The 18,843-nt window shown below is 55.9% G+C and carries 21 protein-coding genes and 1 other RNA gene; 13 read left to right on the top strand and 9 right to left on the bottom strand.

Features of this window, described 5'->3' with window-relative positions; translation table 11 throughout:
- Positions 1 to 166: 166 nt before the first annotated feature.
- Together glnK and amtB are read left to right on the top strand one after the other, a co-directional pair.
- Positions 167 to 505 (top strand): P-II family nitrogen regulator, encoded by a 339-nt coding sequence (gene glnK / locus AX755_RS08880; RefSeq protein WP_008503304.1) that lies wholly within the window; start codon positions 167 to 169, stop codon positions 503 to 505.
- Positions 506 to 540: 35 nt separating this feature from the next.
- Positions 541 to 1,827: an ammonium transporter AmtB gene (amtB, locus tag AX755_RS08875; RefSeq protein WP_013095872.1), complete on the top strand. Its 1,287-nt coding sequence runs from the start codon at positions 541 to 543 to the stop codon at positions 1,825 to 1,827.
- Positions 1,828 to 2,101: 274 nt separating this feature from the next.
- Here the strand turns inward: amtB and tesB are convergent, their stop codons facing one another.
- Complete coding sequence (tesB, locus tag AX755_RS08870; protein ID WP_013095873.1) at positions 2,102 to 2,962, bottom strand: acyl-CoA thioesterase II; 861 nt, start codon at positions 2,960 to 2,962, stop codon at positions 2,102 to 2,104.
- A 203-nt stretch (positions 2,963 to 3,165) separates the two neighbouring features.
- Between tesB and AX755_RS08865 the strand changes: the two genes are divergently transcribed.
- Complete coding sequence (locus AX755_RS08865) at positions 3,166 to 3,693, top strand: YbaY family lipoprotein (RefSeq protein ID WP_013095874.1); 528 nt, start codon at positions 3,166 to 3,168, stop codon at positions 3,691 to 3,693.
- Between the two features lie 29 nt (positions 3,694 to 3,722).
- Here the strand turns inward: AX755_RS08865 and AX755_RS08860 are convergent, their stop codons facing one another.
- Positions 3,723 to 4,034, bottom strand: a complete 312-nt coding sequence (locus AX755_RS08860) for an MGMT family protein (protein ID WP_023620099.1) — start codon at positions 4,032 to 4,034, stop codon at positions 3,723 to 3,725.
- Between the two features lie 169 nt (positions 4,035 to 4,203).
- Between AX755_RS08860 and ffs the strand changes: the two genes are divergently transcribed.
- The 3 genes from ffs to AX755_RS08845 all read left to right on the top strand — a co-directional run bounded on the left by ffs (position 4,204) and on the right by AX755_RS08845 (position 5,029).
- Positions 4,204 to 4,300: signal recognition particle sRNA small type (gene ffs, locus AX755_RS08855), an RNA gene on the top strand.
- 265 nt (positions 4,301 to 4,565) lie between these two features.
- Positions 4,566 to 4,817 carry a hypothetical protein gene (locus tag AX755_RS08850; RefSeq protein ID WP_020686138.1) on the top strand — a complete coding sequence of 84 codons (252 nt, stop codon included), beginning with the start codon at positions 4,566 to 4,568 and terminating at the stop codon, positions 4,815 to 4,817.
- On the top strand, positions 4,814 to 5,029 hold the full coding sequence (locus AX755_RS08845; protein WP_013095877.1) for a hypothetical protein: 216 nt from the start codon (positions 4,814 to 4,816) through the stop codon (positions 5,027 to 5,029). The genes AX755_RS08850 and AX755_RS08845 overlap by 4 nt, the downstream gene beginning before the upstream one ends.
- 78 nt (positions 5,030 to 5,107) lie before the next feature.
- Here the strand turns inward: AX755_RS08845 and yczR are convergent, their stop codons facing one another.
- Positions 5,108 to 6,529, bottom strand: a complete 1,422-nt coding sequence (gene yczR / locus AX755_RS08840; protein ID WP_062856624.1) for a MocR-like transcription factor YczR — start codon at positions 6,527 to 6,529, stop codon at positions 5,108 to 5,110.
- A gap of 85 nt (positions 6,530 to 6,614) precedes the next feature.
- Between yczR and yczE the strand changes: the two genes are divergently transcribed.
- From yczE to AX755_RS08825, 3 genes are all read left to right on the top strand, one after another.
- On the top strand, positions 6,615 to 7,226 hold the full coding sequence (yczE, locus tag AX755_RS08835) for a membrane protein YczE (RefSeq protein ID WP_013095879.1): 612 nt from the start codon (positions 6,615 to 6,617) through the stop codon (positions 7,224 to 7,226).
- 77 nt (positions 7,227 to 7,303) lie between these two features.
- Positions 7,304 to 8,374: a LacI family DNA-binding transcriptional regulator gene (locus tag AX755_RS08830; RefSeq protein WP_062856623.1), complete on the top strand. Its 1,071-nt coding sequence runs from the start codon at positions 7,304 to 7,306 to the stop codon at positions 8,372 to 8,374.
- A 103-nt stretch (positions 8,375 to 8,477) separates the two neighbouring features.
- Positions 8,478 to 11,570 (top strand): beta-galactosidase, encoded by a 3,093-nt coding sequence (locus AX755_RS08825; protein ID WP_062856622.1) that lies wholly within the window; start codon positions 8,478 to 8,480, stop codon positions 11,568 to 11,570.
- A gap of 33 nt (positions 11,571 to 11,603) precedes the next feature.
- On the opposite strand, the gene AX755_RS08820 is transcribed toward AX755_RS08825, so the two are convergent.
- Positions 11,604 to 12,422: a nickel/cobalt efflux protein RcnA gene (locus AX755_RS08820; protein ID WP_062856621.1), complete on the bottom strand. Its 819-nt coding sequence runs from the start codon at positions 12,420 to 12,422 to the stop codon at positions 11,604 to 11,606.
- Between the two features lie 134 nt (positions 12,423 to 12,556).
- On the opposite strand from AX755_RS08820, the gene AX755_RS08815 reads away from it, so the two are divergent.
- Complete coding sequence (locus tag AX755_RS08815; protein WP_014830896.1) at positions 12,557 to 12,832, top strand: metal/formaldehyde-sensitive transcriptional repressor; 276 nt, start codon at positions 12,557 to 12,559, stop codon at positions 12,830 to 12,832.
- Here AX755_RS08815 and AX755_RS08810 read toward each other — a convergent pair.
- Positions 12,813 to 14,390 carry an EAL domain-containing protein gene (locus AX755_RS08810; protein WP_023620097.1) on the bottom strand — a complete coding sequence of 526 codons (1,578 nt, stop codon included), beginning with the start codon at positions 14,388 to 14,390 and terminating at the stop codon, positions 12,813 to 12,815. The genes AX755_RS08815 and AX755_RS08810 overlap by 20 nt on opposite strands.
- Positions 14,391 to 14,621: 231 nt before the next feature.
- Here AX755_RS08810 and AX755_RS08805 point away from each other — a divergent pair, with 231 nt between their 5' ends.
- The gene (locus tag AX755_RS08805) at positions 14,622 to 14,882 is read left to right on the top strand and encodes a type B 50S ribosomal protein L31 (RefSeq protein WP_006176933.1); all 261 of its coding nucleotides are present in this window, start codon (positions 14,622 to 14,624) and stop codon (positions 14,880 to 14,882) included.
- A gap of 2 nt (positions 14,883 to 14,884) precedes the next feature.
- Positions 14,885 to 15,025, top strand: a complete 141-nt coding sequence (ykgO, locus tag AX755_RS08800) for a type B 50S ribosomal protein L36 (protein ID WP_003859006.1) — start codon at positions 14,885 to 14,887, stop codon at positions 15,023 to 15,025.
- Here the strand turns inward: ykgO and AX755_RS08795 are convergent.
- Complete coding sequence (locus tag AX755_RS08795) at positions 15,022 to 15,732, bottom strand: GNAT family N-acetyltransferase (RefSeq protein WP_062856620.1); 711 nt, start codon at positions 15,730 to 15,732, stop codon at positions 15,022 to 15,024. The genes ykgO and AX755_RS08795 overlap by 4 nt on opposite strands.
- 101 nt (positions 15,733 to 15,833) lie before the next feature.
- Between AX755_RS08795 and pdxR the strand changes: the two genes are divergently transcribed.
- A complete protein-coding gene (gene pdxR / locus AX755_RS08790) occupies positions 15,834 to 17,294 on the top strand; it encodes a MocR-like pyridoxine biosynthesis transcription factor PdxR (RefSeq protein ID WP_048970693.1) in 1,461 nt (486 codons plus the stop codon).
- Here pdxR and AX755_RS08785 read toward each other — a convergent pair.
- The 3 genes from AX755_RS08785 to AX755_RS08775 form a co-directional block, all read right to left on the bottom strand.
- A complete protein-coding gene (locus AX755_RS08785) occupies positions 17,266 to 17,733 on the bottom strand; it encodes a YlaC family protein (protein ID WP_013095887.1) in 468 nt (155 codons plus the stop codon). The genes pdxR and AX755_RS08785 overlap by 29 nt on opposite strands.
- Before the next feature lie 115 nt (positions 17,734 to 17,848).
- Complete coding sequence (gene maa / locus AX755_RS08780) at positions 17,849 to 18,400, bottom strand: maltose O-acetyltransferase (protein WP_013095888.1); 552 nt, start codon at positions 18,398 to 18,400, stop codon at positions 17,849 to 17,851.
- Positions 18,401 to 18,609: 209 nt separating this feature from the next.
- On the bottom strand, positions 18,610 to 18,828 hold the full coding sequence (locus AX755_RS08775) for an HHA domain-containing protein (protein WP_013095889.1): 219 nt from the start codon (positions 18,826 to 18,828) through the stop codon (positions 18,610 to 18,612).
- Positions 18,829 to 18,843 lie beyond the last annotated feature (15 nt).

Raw genomic sequence — 18,843 nt, 5'->3', positions numbered from 1 at the left:
GCGCCATGCACTGCCATGGTGCGTTTTTTTTCACCTGTTGATCATGAATGGTCTTTTAACGCGCATTGCGCCGCTTTTCCCTTCCGTTTTCATTTCTGGCACACCCCTTGCAATGTCTCCTGCGTGTTAGCTGCGGCCATTACCGAATTCTGACTGGAGGGGATCTATGAAGCTGGTTACGGTGGTAATCAAACCATTCAAACTCGAAGACGTGCGTGAAGCGTTGTCTTCAATGGGTATTCAGGGACTGACTGTCACCGAAGTGAAAGGCTTCGGTCGTCAGAAGGGTCATGCCGAGCTTTATCGCGGGGCGGAATACAGCGTTAACTTCCTGCCAAAAGTAAAAATTGATGTCGCGATTGCTGATGACCAGCTTGATGAAGTCATCGATGTGATCAGCAAAGCGGCCTATACCGGCAAAATTGGCGACGGCAAAATTTTCGTTGCCGAACTGCAGCGCGTCATTCGCATCCGTACCGGCGAATCTGACGAAGCGGCACTGTAAGTAACTCCTGGCACACAGTGATAGGGATCGAGAAAATGAAGATAGCAACAATCAAAACGGGTCTGGGTTCGCTGGCACTGCTGCCGGGCCTGGCAATGGCTGCTCCTGCGGTGGCAGACAAAGCCGATAACGCCTTTATGATGATCAGCACCGCGCTGGTGCTGTTCATGTCTATTCCGGGCATCGCGCTGTTTTACGGCGGCCTGATCCGTGGCAAAAACGTTCTCTCCATGCTGACGCAGGTTGCCGTGACGTTCGCGCTGGTTTGCGTGCTGTGGGTGGTCTATGGCTATTCTCTGGCCTTCGGTGAAGGTAACGCTTTCTTCGGCAACTTCAACTGGGCCATGTTGAAAAATATTGAACTGACCGCGGTGATGGGCAGTTTCTATCAGTACATCCACGTTGCGTTCCAGGGATCGTTCGCCTGTATCACCGTGGGGCTGATTGTGGGTGCGCTGGCTGAGCGTATTCGCTTCTCTGCCGTTCTGATCTTTGTGGTGGTCTGGCTGACGCTTTCCTATGTGCCGATTGCACACATGGTCTGGGGTGGTGGTCTGCTGGCGTCGCACGGCGCGCTGGATTTTGCAGGCGGTACCGTTGTTCACATCAACGCCGCGGTAGCGGGTCTGGTGGGTGCATACCTGATTGGCAAACGCGTGGGCTTTGGCAAAGAAGCGTTCAAACCACACAATCTGCCGATGGTCTTTACCGGTACAGCAATCCTCTATTTTGGCTGGTTCGGCTTCAACGCCGGCTCTGCGAGCGCTGCTAACGAAATCGCTGCGTTGGCCTTCGTGAATACCGTGGTGGCCACGGCGGGTGCAATCCTCTCCTGGGTGTTTGGTGAGTGGGCGGTACGCGGTAAACCTTCTCTGCTGGGCGCGTGCTCGGGTGCCATTGCCGGTCTGGTGGGGATCACCCCAGCATGTGGTTACGTCGGTGTCGGTGGTGCGCTGCTTGTCGGTCTGGTGTCAGGTCTGGCGGGTCTGTGGGGTGTGACGGCGCTGAAACGTCTTCTGCGCGTGGATGACCCTTGCGATGTCTTTGGCGTGCACGGCGTGTGCGGTATCGTCGGTTGTATCATGACCGGTATCTTCGCCGCGAAATCGCTGGGCGGAGTGGGTTACGCTGAGGGCGTTGACATGGTTCACCAGGTGCTGGTGCAGCTGGAAAGTATCGCCATTACCGTTGTGTGGTCTGCTGTGGTGGCCTTCATTGGTTACAAACTGGCGGACATGACTGTGGGTCTGCGCGTACCGGAAGAGCAGGAGCGCGAAGGTCTCGACGTCAACAGCCACGGCGAGAATGCGTATAACGCCTAATAAACAGCAAAACGGCAATCCTTGATTGCCTTTTTTAGTGTTTATTCCCTCTCCCCGTGGGAGAGGGCCAGGGTGAGGGCATCAGGCCGCACAAGGCAAAAGCAAAACGGCAATCTCCGATTGCCGTTTTTAGTATTTATTCCCTCTCCCCGTGGGAGAGGGCCAGGGTGAGGGCATCAGGCCGCACAAGGTAAAAGCAAAACGGCAATCCCTGATTGCCGTTTTTAGTATTTATTCCCTCTCCCCGTGGGAGAGGGCCAGGGTGAGGGCAACATCACCCGCGATTACGCATCACCCCTTCCTGCACCGTCGAGGCGACCAGCACGCCGTCCTGCGTATAAAACTCTCCACGTACAAACCCGCGAGCGCTGGACGCCGAGGTGCTTTCCACGCTGTAGAGCAGCCAGTCATTCATGTTAAATGGACGATGGAACCACATCGAGTGATCGATCGTCGCAACCTGCATCCCTTTTTCAAGGAACCCCACGCCGTGTGGCTGCAGTGCAACCGGCAGGAAGTTAAAATCTGACGCATAGCCCAGCAGATACTGATGCACGCGGAAATCCTCTGGTACGGTGCCGTTGGCGCGGATCCAGACCTGGCGTTTCGGCTCGGCCGTATGGCCTTTCATCGGGTTATGGAATTCGACCGGGCGGATCTCCAGAGGTTTATCACAAAGGAACTTCTCTTTGACCTGCGGTGGCAGCAAGTGGGCCAGCGCGCGGGCGATATCGGTCTCCGATTTGAGATCGTCCGGCGACGGTGCCGCTGGCATCGTTTTCTGGTGCTCATAACCCGGTTCCGGTGCCTGGAAAGAGGCGGTCATGTAAAAGATGGGCTTGCCATTCTGAATGGCTGCCACGCGGCGCGCGCTAAAGCTGTTGCCGTCACGCAGCACTTCCACGTCGTACACAATGGGTTTTGCGCTATCGCCAGGACGCAGAAAATAGCTGTGAAAGGAGTGCACCAGACGGTCTGCCGGGACGGTCTCCTTGGCAGCATACAGTGCCTGTCCGACGACCTGCCCGCCGAAGACCTGACGCAAGCCCAAATCTTCGCTCTGTCCGCGAAAGAGTCCTTCCTCAATTTTTTCCAGATTCAGTAATGTCAGCAGATTGTTCAGTGCCTGACTCATAGTTGTCCTCAATAAACGCCGTGGCGAAAGATAGGCAGAGTATAACGCAGAAATGAAAGTGGTCCGACGGGTAGAATTATCTGAATATCAGGGAGAATTTAGGCATTAATCAGTGATCTGTGCCACACTTGAATACGATATGTGTTTGAAACGACATCGGATGGGATCGATCCCGCTGGTGCATTGATGATAAGGAGACTTCAATGAAACTCGTGCCCATGCTAAGTGGTGTAGCTATTGCGGTGGCGTTGTCCGCCTGTGCAGGTAAGAGCGCCCAGGTGCCGGTGCCAGCAGCAGATCCAAATGGGATTAATACACTCTCACAGCAATCCATTCAGCAACCTAATGTTTCCGGTACTATCTGGATCAAACAGCGAGTCGCTTTACCACCGGATGCGGTATTAACGGTCACGCTGTCTGATGCTTCTCTGGCCGACGCGCCGTCGAAAGTGGTGGCCCAGCGTGCTGTTCGTACCGAAGGTAAGCAGGCACCGTTTAGCTTCGTGCTGCCGTATAACCCGGCAGACGTACAGCCGAACGCCCGTATCCTTCTGAGCGCTGCGGTAACCATCAACGGTAAGCTGGTGTTTATTACCGATACGGTTCAGGAAGCCATCAACAACGGTGGGACGAAAATCGACCTGAACCTGGTGCCGGTGCAGCAAACCGAAGTGCCGATCGCACCACAGACGAACCAACCGTCTGTACCTACCCCACCGACTCAGCTGTAATGTGTTCCCCTCTCTTTCGGGGGAGGGGGTCAATACACCCAGCGATACTTCTGCAAATCAATCTGCCCTGACCCGGACACCTGTATCCCTTCTGAAAGTAATGCCTGCCTCTGGCGCTGCAAATCCGGCCCGGTGAGCGAGATGGCACCATGACGATTCACAACCCGATGCCAGGGCAATGTACTGCCTTCAGGAAGCCGTTTTAGCACGCCACCCACCTGACGCGCCGCGCGGGGGGAGCCAGCAAGACGTGCGACGTCACCATAGGTTGTCACGTAGCCCTCCGGAATGGAGGCCACAATTTGCCACACTCGCTGTGGAAAGGAGTCGTGTTCGTCCATCAGTACACCTGTGGGGATGAGTGAAGTGTCATGTTAAACGAAGATTGCGCCGATTGCTGTGCCTGTTTGCGCAAGAAACCACCATCCGGTTGCTGGCAGCTTGCAATTGACCGTTAGCACAGGGATAATGCGCCAGCGCGTTGGGTAACAACGCTCACAATGGGGGCTCTGTTGGTTCTCCCGCAACGCTACTCTGTTCACCAGGTCAGGTCCGGAAGGAAGCAGCCAGGGCAGACGACGTGTGTGCCGGGATGTAGCTGGCAGGGCCCCCACCCATTTGTGCTTCTGGCAACATCTCCCCGTTTTTTACTTCCTTCCGGCATGGCTATTCCACAGAATTAACAGGGTTTAATTCGTGGTGTAATATATATTTCATCGCGCTGAAATATTACTGTCATAAACCTGTAATAATAGACTGTCATTTTATTTCTGGGCGTCTTTTTTCTGTCATAAGTTAAAAATATATATCTGGATTACATTGTTAACATCGTGTATTAAATAAAGCACTTATTCCGAAGGGAAGTGACAATCATGGCTACTGCGGTATTAAACGTTAAGATTGACGAAGCGCTAAAAGAAAGACTTCGCCACTATGCGGAAGTGAATAACGAAAACTTAAGCGTGACCACAGAGAAGTTGCTGCTGCTGGCATTTGAAGCCGCAGACGAGGTGGGAGTATCGGAAGAGGATATTGATAATCAGCATACGGAAGAAGAGAGTGTAACGCCTTTTACTCCTAAAGAAATCAAAGCTCTACGTAAACTTCTGAAGAAGAGAAAATGAAACAACAACTATCGACCGCCAGTGACTACAAAGAAGCCTGCGATCTGTTGCGTTCAGGCTACGTGAAGCATGTCCGTCTTGGCTGGAATGTAGGAAGTGATGAGTTCTTTCGTATTGCGTCTGACTGGTGTGATACCGGCGCAAAAATAAAGAAAGACGGTGAAAGTTTTGTTATTTCACTGAAGGGTTTTCCTATTCCTCCTCAGCACTGATTCCTGACTGGTGAAAACTGCTGACTGCCGTATGACAGTCAGCAGTTTTTATTTTATGATCCACTTCAAACTTTTATATTAAACAAGACTGCGTTTTACCGACGGCGCCGTTTTATTTAATGCGAGCCAAACCGGTTTGATTCGTAGCAACGCCTGCTCAAGCTCTGCCGACTCAAGCGAGAAGGGCATGCGTAAGTAGCGGTCAAACGCACCCGATAAACCAAAGCGTGTGCCGGTTCCCAGATTAATCCCCAGCATTTCTGCACGTGCGGCGAGCTGTGTCGCCAGCATGCCCGGTAACTCGATCCAGTAGGATAGCCCGCCTTCCGCCTCCTGAAACCGCCACTGGGGAAAATGTTCGCGCAGCAGTTCACCGCAGCGGTCGCGTCGCTCCTTCAGTATTTTCCGGCGCGCAGGCAGAAATGTCTCGCTATGGTTGATGAGCCACAGCGTGGCCAGCTGTTCCAGCAGCGGCGAGCCTAAATCCAGCGTATCCCGCGTCTGGGCAAGTGTGGCAATGGTGCGCGACGAGGCGCGGATCCAGCCGAGGCGCAGCCCACCCCAGTAACTTTTTCCCGCCGAACCCAGGGTGATCACCGTAGCCTGCGAATTAAACGACGCCAGCGGCGGCGGGGGCGGTGCTTCAAACCAGAGATCGACCATCGTTTCATCGACCACCAGCGTGGTACGGGTGCGAGCGGCAATGTCGGTTATTGCCTGACGGGTGGCGATATCCATGCATCGCCCTGTTGGATTGTGAAAATCCGGCATCAGGTACGCCAGGCGCGGTGCCGTCTGTGCCAGCGTGGCGGCAAAGCCATCCGTATCCCAACCGCTTTCCGGCAGCGACACGCCCACCGGCCGACACGATGCCCCCTGGATGGCTGCAATCGCCAGCGGATAGGTGGGATGATCGACCACGACGCGATCGCCCGGGCCGGCCATCATCCGCAGTACCAGCGCAAAACCGCTGACGGCACCATTGACCACCATCACTTCGTCTGCGCGGGTCGGCAGCCCGCGTGCGGTATAGCGAGCGGCAATGGCGTCGCGCAGAGCCGCCAGGCCGAGCTGATCGTAACCGGTCAGCGTAAGATGCTGGGTGATCGCGGTGAGCGCCCAGGTGTAAGCCTGGTGGATCTCTGGCCCGGCATTCAGGGCGGCAGTGGAGAGATCCAGCGCTGCGCTTGCCGCTGAAAGCGTCGGTATGGCACGGGTATCGGGCAGGATCACGCGTGAACCGCTGCCGTGGCGGCTCTCCAGATACCCTTCCTCTCGCAGATGGGCCAGCGCGCTGCTGATGGTCGTCCGGCTTACATCTAACGCCGTGGCCAGTTCACGTTCACCGGGCAGGCGCGTGCTCAACGCCAGCCTGCCGTCTAGGATCAGCAGGCGCAACGCGTCGGCCAGCTGTCGCCAGAGTGGGGTTCGGGACGGGGTTTGTTGCCAGTGGCCCAAAAGGCGAACCAGCGACTGACTTCCGAAACGGCGTGATGACATATGCAGTCCACTATTTGAAAACTGGACATTAATCATAGTGCCATTTTCGAACAAGATGAAAGCCTGGTTCACTGGAGAAGCTAAAATGGTACGTCGTCTGCTGCAACTGTACGTTGGTTTAGGCCTGTACGGGCTTTCAACCGCGATGTTTATTCGTTCGGATCTGGGGGTTGACCCATGGGATGTGTTTCACCTTGGGGTGGGATTACAGCTGGGGATGACCATCGGTACGGTGATTATTTTGACCGGTGCCGCGGTGCTGCTGCTGTGGATCCCGCTGCGTCAGATGCCTGGGCTGGGAACGCTCAGTAACGTAGTCTGTATTGGCCTGGCGGCGGATGCCTCGATGGCCCTTATCCCCGAGCTGGATCTTCTCCCCATTCGGATTGCTCTGCTGGTTGGGGGCATTGTGCTGAACGCGATAGCAACCGGTATGTATATCGGTGCCGGGTTCGGGGCGGGCCCACGCGATGGACTGATGACCGGCATTCACGCCCGGCTGGGGTGGTCAATCCGCAGCGTTCGAACCTCAATTGAAGTGAGTGTTCTGCTGATTGGCTGCGTCCTTGGCGGAACGTTTGGCGTCGGGACGGTACTGTATGCCCTGACCATCGGCCCGCTTATCCAGCTCTGTTTGCCGTGGTTCCGTCAGAAGCCGCGTACGGATAACGTTCCTCAGCCAGAGCGGGTTGTTTAATTTTGCGAAGCGCTCACAGGTATTAATGGCCGCGCTGTGCCACAATAGACGGCTCTGTTAACACCAGGCCGGAACGCATGAAAGCCATTACCCTCTATGATGTTGCCCTCCTTGCGGGGGTGTCTTATCAAACCGTTTCCCGTGTGATTAACGACGCGGAGCATGTTTCTGCCCGGACACGGGAAAAGGTGCAGCAGGCCATGGCGGAGCTGCACTATGTTCCTAACCGTGGCGCGCAGCAGCTGGCGGGCAAGCGCACCCGTACGCTGGGACTGATCACTACCGATCTGGCGCTGCATGCGCCTTCGCAAATTGTCTCTGCGGTCAAATCCCGGGCGGTAGAAAAGGGGGCGAGCGTACTGATCTCAATGGTGGAACATCCGCAACAGTGCCAGGCCGCGCTTCAGGAGCTGCTGGCGCAGCGCGTGGAAGCCCTGCTGGTGAACGTGCCGCTTGACGATCCCCATGCCGAACAACTCAAGGCACTGGCGTCGCCCGTGCCGGTGCTGTTTCTGGATGTCTCTCCGTCGGCAGCGGTCAACAGCCTGGTGTTCAATGCGGAACAGGGCGCTCGTCTGGGCGTTGAACATTTGCTGTCGCTCGGGCATCAGCGTATTGCATTGCTGAGCGGGCCGGAAAGCTCTGTTTCCGCTCGTGCCCGTCTGGCGGCATGGAAAGCCGCGCTGGAGGAAGCCGGCCTTGAGGCGGCGGCGGTGGCCTACGGCGACTGGAGCGCAGCCTGCGGTTATGAGAAGGGGCATGCGCTGTTGTCTGCTGCAACGTTACCGGATGCCATTCTGGTGGCTAACGATCAAATGGCGCTGGGGGTGATGCGGGCCTGCGCGGAAAAAGGGGTGACGATCCCGGGCCAGATATCGATAGTGGGGTTTGACGATACCGCCGACAGCGCCTGGTTTTCACCTCCGCTTACCACCATCCGTCAGGCATTTCGCGAGGCAGGTGAACAAAGTGTGGAGTGGCTGCTGGCTCCCGCCCGCCATGAAGCCTGCTGGCAGGTTCAGTTGCCCGTCACGTTGATTAGCCGACAATCCAGTGCCCGTCGCACCCCGCAGCAGGCCGATCGTGAGGATCTTGCGCAGCAGCTCAGAAGCCTGGCCCTGCTGGCAGAGCTACTTGCCCGCCAGTAACACTTTTGTGATCTGACTCGCTACACGGCGATCCCGCGCTTTACCGCGGCAGTTTGCCAGGGCATGTTGAGTGAAATTGTGAGCGCTTCGCAAAGAGGAAAACATGTCCAATACTGTCTCGCTGACTCTCAGCGCACTTCTGGCCCGTCGGGACTGGGAAAATCCCGGCGTCACCCAGTGGAACCGGCTGGCGGCGCATGCGCCATTTCACAGCTGGCGTAATGAACACGCCGCCAGAGAGGACGCGGCATCCATCAGCCGACGTTCCCTGAATGGGGAGTGGCGATTTAGCTTCTTTTCTGCACCTGAGCAGGTTCCGCAGGCATGGACAGGCGAAGATTGCCCGGATGCCGTTGCGATGCCGGTGCCGTCAAACTGGCAGATGCAGGGGTTTGATACACCTGTTTACACCAACGTTACCTATCCCATTCCCGTCAATCCGCCCTTTGTTCCGGCAGAGAATCCGGTCGGTTGTTACTCGCTCACATTTGAAGTGGAGGACGCGTGGCTCGAGGGCGGGCAAACCCGCATTATCTTTGATGGCGTGAACTCGGCGTTTCATCTCTGGTGCAACGGTCAGTGGGTGGGGTATTCCCAGGACAGCCGTCTGCCGGCCGAATTCGATCTCTCGGACGTGTTGCGTGCTGGTCAGAACCGTCTGGCCGTGATGGTTTTGCGCTGGTGCGACGGAAGCTATCTGGAAGATCAGGACATGTGGCGCATGAGCGGGATTTTCCGCGATGTGTCGCTGCTGCATAAGCCGGAGACGTACATCGCGGATTATCAGGTTGTCACCGACCTCAATGTGGAGCTGGATCGCGCCGTGCTGAAGGTGGATGTCGCCCTGGCGGGCGCTCACTTTACGGAGTGCGAGGTGGCAATAACGCTCTGGCGCAACGGTGAACGCTGTGCCAGCGCCACCCGGCAGCCAGGCTCGGCCATTGTGGATGAACGCGGCAACTGGGCCGAGCGGTTGACGGTGGCGCTCCCGGTTGCGTCACCCGCCTTATGGAGTGCTGAGACCCCAGCGCTTTATCGGCTGACGATCGCACTGCTGGACCCGCAGGGTGAGGTGCTGGAGATTGAAGCCTGTGACGTGGGCTTCCGCCGCGTTGAAATCAGCAATGGCCTGCTGAAGCTCAACGGCAAGCCACTGCTGATCCGCGGGGTCAACCGGCATGAACATCACCCGGAAAACGGCCAGGTGATGGACGAAGCGACGATGCGTCGCGATATCGAAATCATGAAGCAGCACAACTTCAACGCCGTGCGCTGCTCACACTACCCAAACCATCCTATGTGGTACCGGCTTTGCGATCGCTACGGCCTGTATGTGGTTGACGAGGCCAATATCGAAACCCACGGCATGGTGCCGATGAGTCGTCTCGCTGACGATCCCCGCTGGCTGCCCGCCATGAGCGAGCGCGTGACCCGCATGGTGCAACGCGATCGTAATCATCCGTCCATTATCATCTGGTCGCTGGGCAATGAGTCTGGCCACGGTGCAAATCACGACGCGCTGTATCGCTGGCTAAAAACCACCGATCCGACGCGCCCGGTTCAATATGAAGGCGGTGGGGCGAACACGGCGGCGACCGATATCATTTGTCCGATGTATGCCCGTGTTGATCAGGATCAGCCGTTCCCGGCGGTGCCGAAGTGGTCCATTAAAAAATGGATCGGGTTGCCGGATGAAACCCGACCGCTGATCCTCTGCGAATACGCCCACGCAATGGGCAACAGCTTTGGCGGCTTCGCCAGATACTGGCAGGCGTTTCGTAGCCATCCGCGTCTGCAGGGAGGATTTGTCTGGGACTGGGTCGACCAGGCGCTGACGAAGAAAGATGAAAATGGCACCCCGTTCTGGGCCTACGGCGGCGATTTTGGTGATACACCCAATGACCGACAGTTCTGCCTTAACGGGCTGGTATTCCCCGATCGCACGCCGCACCCGGCACTGTATGAGGCTCAGCGCGCGCAGCAGTTCTTTACCTTTACGCGGGTAAGCACTTCTCCGCTGGTGGTGGACGTGCAAAGCGATTACCTGTTCCGTCATACGGATAACGAGGTGCTCAGATGGTCGGTGACCCGTGACGGAACGGTGCTGGCTAAGGGGGAGGTTACGCTCTGCATCGCGCCTCAGGAGAGTCAGCGTCTGGACATCTCGCTGCCCGCGCTGACGGCAGAGCCGGGCGAGGTCTGGCTGAATGTAGAGGTGTACCAGCTGAAGGCAACACCGTGGTCACCGGAAAACCATCGCTGCGCGTGGGATCAGTGGCCACTCCCGGCACCGTTGTTTATCGCCCCGCCCGCACCGGTGGGTGTGCCCCCGGTACTGACGCAAACCGATGTGATGCTGACCCTGACGCACCAGCAGCAGCGATGGATATTTGACCGTACCTCAGGACACCTGACGCAGTGGCTGAACAATGGCGTTGAAACGCTGCTCTCGCCGCTGACGGATAACTTTACCCGCGCGCCGCTGGACAATGATATCGGGGTCAGCGAGGCCACGCGTATCGATCCAAATGCATGGGTGGAGCGCTGGAAGGCGGCGGGGATGTACGACGTCACCCCGCGGTTGCTGCGTTGTGAAGGAGAGCAGCATGCCCGCGAGGCGGTAGTCACGACGCTGCATGCCTGGGAACATCTCGGCAAAGCGCTGTTCCTGAGCCGTAAAGTCTGGCGAGTGGACGATCAGGGTGTGCTGCACGGTGAGGTTGAAGTAGAGGTTGCGTCTGATATTCCGGAGCCTGCGCGTATTGGCCTGAGCATGCATCTTGCCCGGCCGCCGGAAGCCGTTCACTGGCTGGGGCTGGGGCCGCATGAAAACTACCCGGACAGAAAGCTGGCAGCACAGCAGGGGCGCTGGACGTTGCCGCTGCAGGCAATGCATACGCCGTACATCTTCCCGACGGAAAACGGCTTGCGGTGCGATACCCGTGAACTGGTGCTGGGGACGCATCAGTTGAACGGGCAGTTCCATTTCTCTGTGAGCCGCTACAGCCAGCAACAGCTGCGTGAGACAACCCATCACCATCTGCTGCGTGACGAGCCGGGGTATTGGCTCAATCTTGATGCGTTCCATATGGGCGTGGGTGGAGATGACTCCTGGAGCCCCAGCGTCTCGCCGGAATTTATCCTGCAAAATCGCCAGCTTCGCTATCGCTTTAGCTGGCGTCAGAACCTCAACTGACCTTAGGTGGCGGCCACGCGTTGGCCGCCTGGTTCAGGCCAGGATACCGCCTAACCCGTGCAGGATCATGTAACCCCCCACCAGGATAATCAGTGCCGCAGAGAACCACGGTGCTTTGCGAGAAAACTCGCTGAACCCCGGCCAGCGTTTTGTGGCATGTTTAAGGCTTAACGCGGCAATCGCGCCCGATGCCACCAGCGTTAACGCCAGACCAATACTGAAGCTAAATACCAGCGTGGCACCCAGGGCAAAGTGCTTGAGCTGCAGACAGATCAGCAGGACGGTGATTGACGCCGGGCAGGGGATCAACCCGCCGGTCAGTCCAAACATCGCAATTTGCCCGGTGGTGACGTTTTGTCCGTTAAAACGACGATTGATATCCTGCGCATGGGCGCGCTGGTGGGCGTCTTGCCACTCCTCTGCAACCAGTTGATGTTCATGATGATCATGATGGTGGTCATGGTCATGGTGATGGTGATGGTGATGATGATGATGATGATGATCGTGCGGCTGATTCTCCTTCCAGGTACGCCACGCCATCCACAGTGCGATCAAAACGATCAATACCCCAGAGATAAGCTGGAACCAGGGTTCAGAGGTTTGCGCATCCCAGCCGCGACCAAACCATAATCCCGCCATGGCAATGATCCAGACCACCGCGGTATGGGAAAGCGTGGCCGCCAGCCCCAATAATACCGCCTGTTTCAGCGTGCCACGGATCGCCACAATAAAGGCCGCCATCATTGTTTTAGAGTGGCCCGGCTCAAGACCATGCAGGGCACCGAGCAGGATCGCGCTGGGAATGAATAGCCATGCGTTGCCCTGTTGCAGAAGAGAAGCAAAATCGTTCATTACAAAATCCGCACTGGAAAAGGTGCGCAGATAGTACTCCCCCCCAGTAGTTGAATACTACCCCCCAGTAGAAAAATACTCAGGGGGAGTAGGGCGTGTTATGCTTTATCCGCCAGAAGAAGAAGGATGCAGAGATGTCACATACGGTTCGTCACAAGAAGATGTTATTGACTCGCCTGAAGAAAATTCAGGGGCAGAGCACCGCGCTGGAAAAAATGCTCAGTAACGACGAGCATGAGTGTGCCGAGGTATTACAGCAGCTGGCCGCGATCCGCGGTGCGGTGAATGGCATGATGCTGCAGGTGATCGAAGGCCATTTAACCGATCACGTCGTCAAAGAGCCTGAGGAAGATCAGCGTGAGGCCGATCTTGGCGTGGTTTTACAGGTGATCAAATCTTATCTGAAGTAGATGGGGCGTTAAGGTTATTTTCTGCCCATGCCATAAATTCCGCTTTTGGCAGCGCCTTACTGTAGTACCAGCCTTGCCCGTATTGCACGCCGTGACGGTGCAGCCAGGCGAGCTGCCCTGCGGTTTCCACGCCCTCAGCAACCATCGCCAGCTTCAGTGATTTCGCCATTTCTATAATGTGTGGCGTTACGTTTTTGTACTCCAGCGCATCCACGAACGACTTATCAATTTTCAGCGTGTCGACGTCCAGATCCTGCAGATAGCTCAGGCTGGAATAGCCCGTGCCAAAATCATCGATGTAAATGGCGTGGCCCGAACGGCGAAAAGCGGCGATGGCCGGTGCGCTGATTTTGGGATCGGCAAAGCCGCGTTCGGTTAATTCAAGCGCTATCTGTTCCGGGCGGACTTGCCATTTATTTAGTAGCTGGCTCAGAAGCGGCGGCAGCTTGCCGGAGGTTAAATCTGCAGGCGCGAGGTTGACGGAGATATGCTGATCGGCATGGAGATGCAGCCAGTTGCCCATATCCTCGAACACTTTTTCGATCACCAGATGCGTGAGGCGCGAGATAAGCCCCGTTTGTTCCGCCAGCGGGACGAAACTGTCAGGCGACAGGCTACTCCCGTCAGGCTGAGGCCAACGCGTTAGCGCCTCTGCGCCCACTATTTTCCCGCTACAGAGCGCCACAATAGGCTGGTAGTAAACCTCGAATTCGCGGTTATTGATGGCATCAAGCAGGCGGTTACGCGGTGACTGGATGCGACGCAATATCCGCAGAACAAACAGGGCGGCAAGCAGGCTTATCAGCATGCCAAACGGCAGCCAGAAAAGGAGCTGCCGGTGCCAGGTTTCCGCCAGCGGTTTCAGCGCAGCCCATGCAACAACGTTTATTCCCAGCTCCGGTACGGGCTTCATGACGTACATTGCACCGTTGTACTCAACACTGACCATCTCCTGATCTTTAATCATGTCGCGGATATGCGGATCCAGTTTGCTGCTGCTGGAGAACACGAGATGCGTTGCGTTCGCTACCAGGGCGGCATCGATAGAAATATCGGCGAAGGGGATCACATCCACCAGCGAGGCGGGATCGACCAGTACAAGATAATGTCCTTGCCCCAGCACGGCCATGTTGCGGTTGAAACCGAGTTCATTTGGCCTCGTAAGCCACGCGCTATAGCCATCTTCCGTAATGCGCATGGGCGGCGGGAACGCGGTCGCTTTGCTGACCTGTTCCAGCGACGAGCACAGTGGTTTAAGGTTATCGGTGTAGATCACTTCCTGAACATAGAGCCACGAGAAGGCGATCCGGCGCATTTCCCGTAAATGCAAATGGCTACAGGGAGGGCCTTTAAAGGTCTGCAGCTGCGTGAGCGCTTCCTTGGCCTGCCCAACAACCCTGTCCGTACGCAACAGCACGCGTGAGGCATAGCTGTCCAGCGCATCGACAAATTTTTCTTCCGCCTGGCGATGCGCCAGCCAGATACTGAGGCAAATCGGTATCAGCACAGAAAAGATCAGTATGCCAGTCACCAGGCTGACCAGATGTCGGGTTTTCATGCTGCCGTGTCCTTCCTCATATGCCCACTCCAGGGCACTGAGACGCTTGCCAGAGGAGAAATTTTTTACCGCGAAATGATATAGTTATAGCACGTGAGCGTCATGGTTTTCGTTCCGCAGCAGCGAAATCAAAAAATATCGTCGGAAATGTGATGCACTCTCGGGGGTTGTTTTTACCGCAGAGCCTGGATATTATTTTGTTATGTTATAACAAAACATGAGTGATTCACGATGAAACCCAATATCCATCCAGCCTATCGCACCGTGGTGTTTCACGACACCAGCGCCAATGAATACTTTAAAGTTGGTTCAACCATCAAGACTGACCGCGAAATTGAACTCGACGGTGAAACCTATCCTTACATCACCATCGAGGTCTCTTCAAAATCGCATCCGTTTTATACCGGCAAACAGAAAACCTTCTCGACGGATGGCAGCGCGGCGCGCTTCCGTAAACGTTTTGGCGGCTTTCTTAATGCGAAGCGGGGGTGATCATGCAGGTACTTAACTCGTTGCGGAGTGCGAAACAGCGTCACCCGGATTGCCAGATAGTCAAACGTAAGGGACGCCTGTATGTGATTTGCAAATCAAACCCGCGCTTTAAAGCAGTTCAGGGACGTAAAAAAAGACGCTAGACGCCCGTTTCACGCCAGCTTTCCAGGGATCTTTTCTGTTTGCCATCGGCAGTAAAATTGTCGGTGGCAAGCCAGCTTTCAAAGGCGCTCGCCAGCGCTGGCCACTCTTTGTCGATAATCGAAAACCAGTCCGTATCCCGGTTATGGCCTTTGGTGACCAGCGCCTGGCGAAAACGCCCCTCAAACAAAAAGCCCAGACGCAGCGCAGCCTTGCGGGAAGGCTCATTCAGGCTGTTGCACTTCCACTCATAACGCCTGTAGCCCAGGGTATCGAACACGTATTGCATCAGCAGAAACTGCGCTTCGGTAGACATCGGCGTGCGGCTCAACAGCGGGGAAAAATGAACGTGTCCCACCTCCACAACGCCATTTTTGGGGTCGATACGCATCAGGGCCAGGGTTCCCACCGGGGAGCGGGTCTGATTATCGAAGACGGTAAAGTGTATCGGGTCTGATAATTCACTCACGCTTGCCACCCATGCGGCAAATTCACCGGCGGTGGCATCGGGTTCACGCAGAAGCCATGTCCAGCTTCGGGTATCCCCGGCGAGCGAATAAGCGGCAAACAGCGCACCGGCATGCACCACCTGCAGCGGCTCAAGCCAGCAGTAGCGGCCCTGAAGGACCACCCGGGAAGGGGGCTGACGGGGCTGCCAGTCGATTAGCGCTTCGCCCACCGGCTGCCCAAACTGATTGAAAGTATTCATCTTCATCTCCGTGACGTTGTAAAGAGTTCCAGACTAGTGAAGAAGTGGTTCCTTAAAAAGGACCAACAGGCTATGTTTTGGTGGTACCACGAGGAGGGGCGATGAATATTCCTGGCGATGAACTGTATACCTTGCTGAATACGGCGCTGAAAAACCGCGGACAAGAGACGCTGCAGCGCACGCTTTATCTTTCATTGCGGGAGTACATATTGTCCGGCAGGTTACAGTCCGGTAGTCGCCTGTCTGGTTCCAGGACGCTGGCCGGGCACCTCTCCCTTTCCCGAAACACCGTTAATGGGGCACTGGAACAGCTCACCCTCGAAGGGTATCTGTTGCGTAGCCGCCAGGGAACGCGGGTGGCACCGCTGGCGGCCCGTCAGCTCGCGCAGGATTTACCGGCACCTGCGGTTGCGCTTGCCGGGCGGGTTAGCGCACTGCCTGCCCCTGTACCGCGTAGCACGCCGGTTCTGGCCTTTACGCCGGGGACACCGGCCATCAACTATTTTCCCTTGCCGCTCTGGCGGCGCCTGTACGATCGCGTGTTGCGGGAGGAGGGAAGTGCCCTGTTGGGCTACGGCGATCCCGCCGGGGAACCTGCTTTGCGGGCGGCCATTGCCCGCCACCTTGCGCTTTCCCGCGGGATTGACTGCGACGCCAGCCAGATTGTGATCACCGAAGGCGCACTGGAAGGTGTGAACCTCTGCACCCTGCTATTGAGTGAGCCGGGCGATGTTGCCTGGGTGGAAGATCCCGGCTATGCCGGCGCAAAAAGCGCCTTTGTGAAAGCGGGTTTAGCCATAACGGGAATACCGGTTGATGGAGAGGGCATGTGCTGGGAAGGAACAGAGGCGCCGTCCCCTTCGCTTATTTTTACTTCACCTTCACATCAGTTTCCGTACGGAAGTGTCCTCAGCGCGCGGCGGCGTCTGGCGTTACTGGATGTGGCGCGACAACATAACGCCTGGATTATCGAGGATGATTACGACAGCGAGTTTCGTTATAGCGGTGAGCCGGTACCGGCGATGCTGGGAATGATTAACCATGCGCCCGTTGTTTATCTGGGTACATTCAGCAAAACGTTATTCCCGTCGCTCAGAATGGGGTTTATGGTTTTCCCCCCGGCGCTGGCGAAAGCGGCACGCCCGGCCATCGGTTCGTTATTGCGCGGTGGGCATCGCGCCGAGCAGCGTACCCTGGCGCTGTTCATTGAAGAGGGTCACTATGCCCGCCATTTGGCAGCCATGCGTCGTCTCTATCGTAAACGCTACCGGCAGTTGCGTGAGGCTCTGAATGCGGAGCTTCATGTACCACACCGGATTCTGGCGGGGGAAGGGGGCATGCATCTGACGGTGGCGATTGACGGAATCGACGACAGGCAACTGGTGGAACAGGCCAGGGCGTATCAGCTGGCTCCAGCGGCATTGAGCGGGTATTACCTTGATACAAAACAGGGGCAGAGCGGTCTGGTATTAGGCTACGGGAACACATCCGCTTCACTGTATGCGTCGGCTATCCGACGCATACAGATACTCATCACGCAACAGCAGGGCGGGAAAGGGTAAAGACATCATAGAAAGAGAGCTGGCCTTTGGTTGAGACCATTTTTTGCAGTTTCTCTTTTTGTTCGGTTTCTACCGCAGGGGAGTGCAGAATGCTGTCGATCAGTTCCGGCGGGACAAAACGGGTGTTGTACCACTCGCCGTTATAGCAGACCCGGAAATCGAGCACGTCGATATCTTCATAACGATAGCGCGGATGCACGTCAAAAAAGAAAAACGCGTTAAATACCACAAACAGCACCACAAGCAGCCAGACGGAGTCCACCAGCGTTTCGGATTTCAGCATGACAATCAGCGTTGCCAGCCAGGCGGCATACATTGCGACAAACAGGCCTGGATGTTTGCGAATAAAGCTAATGCTAAAGCGCGGGCGATTATCGCGCTTTTCGCGGATGTTGAGATCGTCGATGGTGGCGGTAAGCAGGCGCTGTATTTCGGTCATTTTTTGCCTTCATGATTGTTGAATACAGGGGATCTGCCTATTTTAGGGGAGCCATTTGACTGAAAAAAGTAACAGTTACGCGCCGAAAGACCATAACAGTTGACTCCCCACATCCTCACAGCATTTTGATAATTTTCGCCGGATTACCCCCGACGACGGCATTGGCCGGGACATCTTTTGTCACCACAGCGCCGGAGGCAATCACCACATTATCCCCCACCGTGACGCCCGGGTTAATCACCGCCCGTCCGCCGATCCAGACATTATTGCCAATGCGCACGGGTTTACCGTATTCCACTCCGCTGTTGCGTTCTTCGGCATCCAGCGGGTGGGTGGCCGTATAAATATGCACGCCAGGCGCGAGCATACAGTTATCACCAATATGAATAGGGCAGACATCGAGCATCACGCAGTCGAAGTTAGCGTAAAATTCTTTGCCCAGGAAAATGTTATAGCCATAGTCACAACGGAAAGCTGGCTCAATATAAGCCCCTTCACTTTGCCCCAGCAGTTCCGCCAGAATCTTCTGGCGTTCTGTTTTCTCATCGGGGGCGGAGTGGTTATAGCGGTGAACCAGATGGCGGGCACGCAGTCGGTCGGCCCGTAATGTTTCATCACCAGGACGGTAATGTTCACCCGCAATCATTTTCTGTTTTTCTACGCTCATAGGATGCCTCTCTGGGTTCGATTACCGCAGGGTAATCGGGATAAGCCAGGAAGGGAACGTTCCCGAAAAGCGCGTGTGACTAAAGTCACAACATTGTTGCTAATGATCACGTTTTACACGGAGACCTGGCTTTAACACCGGGATCGTAATTCGAAAGGTATAAACAACTAAGAGAGTGGCGTAGAACCTCTACAGACACACTTCAACAACTAACGGACAAATTTCCACACGGAAGGCGGAATTTTGTCATACAGTTTATTCATGGTCAGCTCGGCAAGGCGATGGTCAGCGGCTGAATAAAATACGGTCAGTTCATTATCAGAAAGCTCGTATTTATTTTTTTCAATCACGCGTTCGAGTGTGTCAATTGACTGACAACGTCGTAAGCGCATCAAATAATCGGTTTTTGTGAGTGGTTTATCAGACATAAATTCACCTTAGTC

This window comes from Enterobacter sp. SENG-6 (assembly GCF_001605945.1).
Lineage (GTDB): Bacteria > Pseudomonadota > Gammaproteobacteria > Enterobacterales > Enterobacteriaceae > Enterobacter > Enterobacter cloacae.
This window is presented reverse-complemented; position numbering and strand designations above follow the sequence as displayed.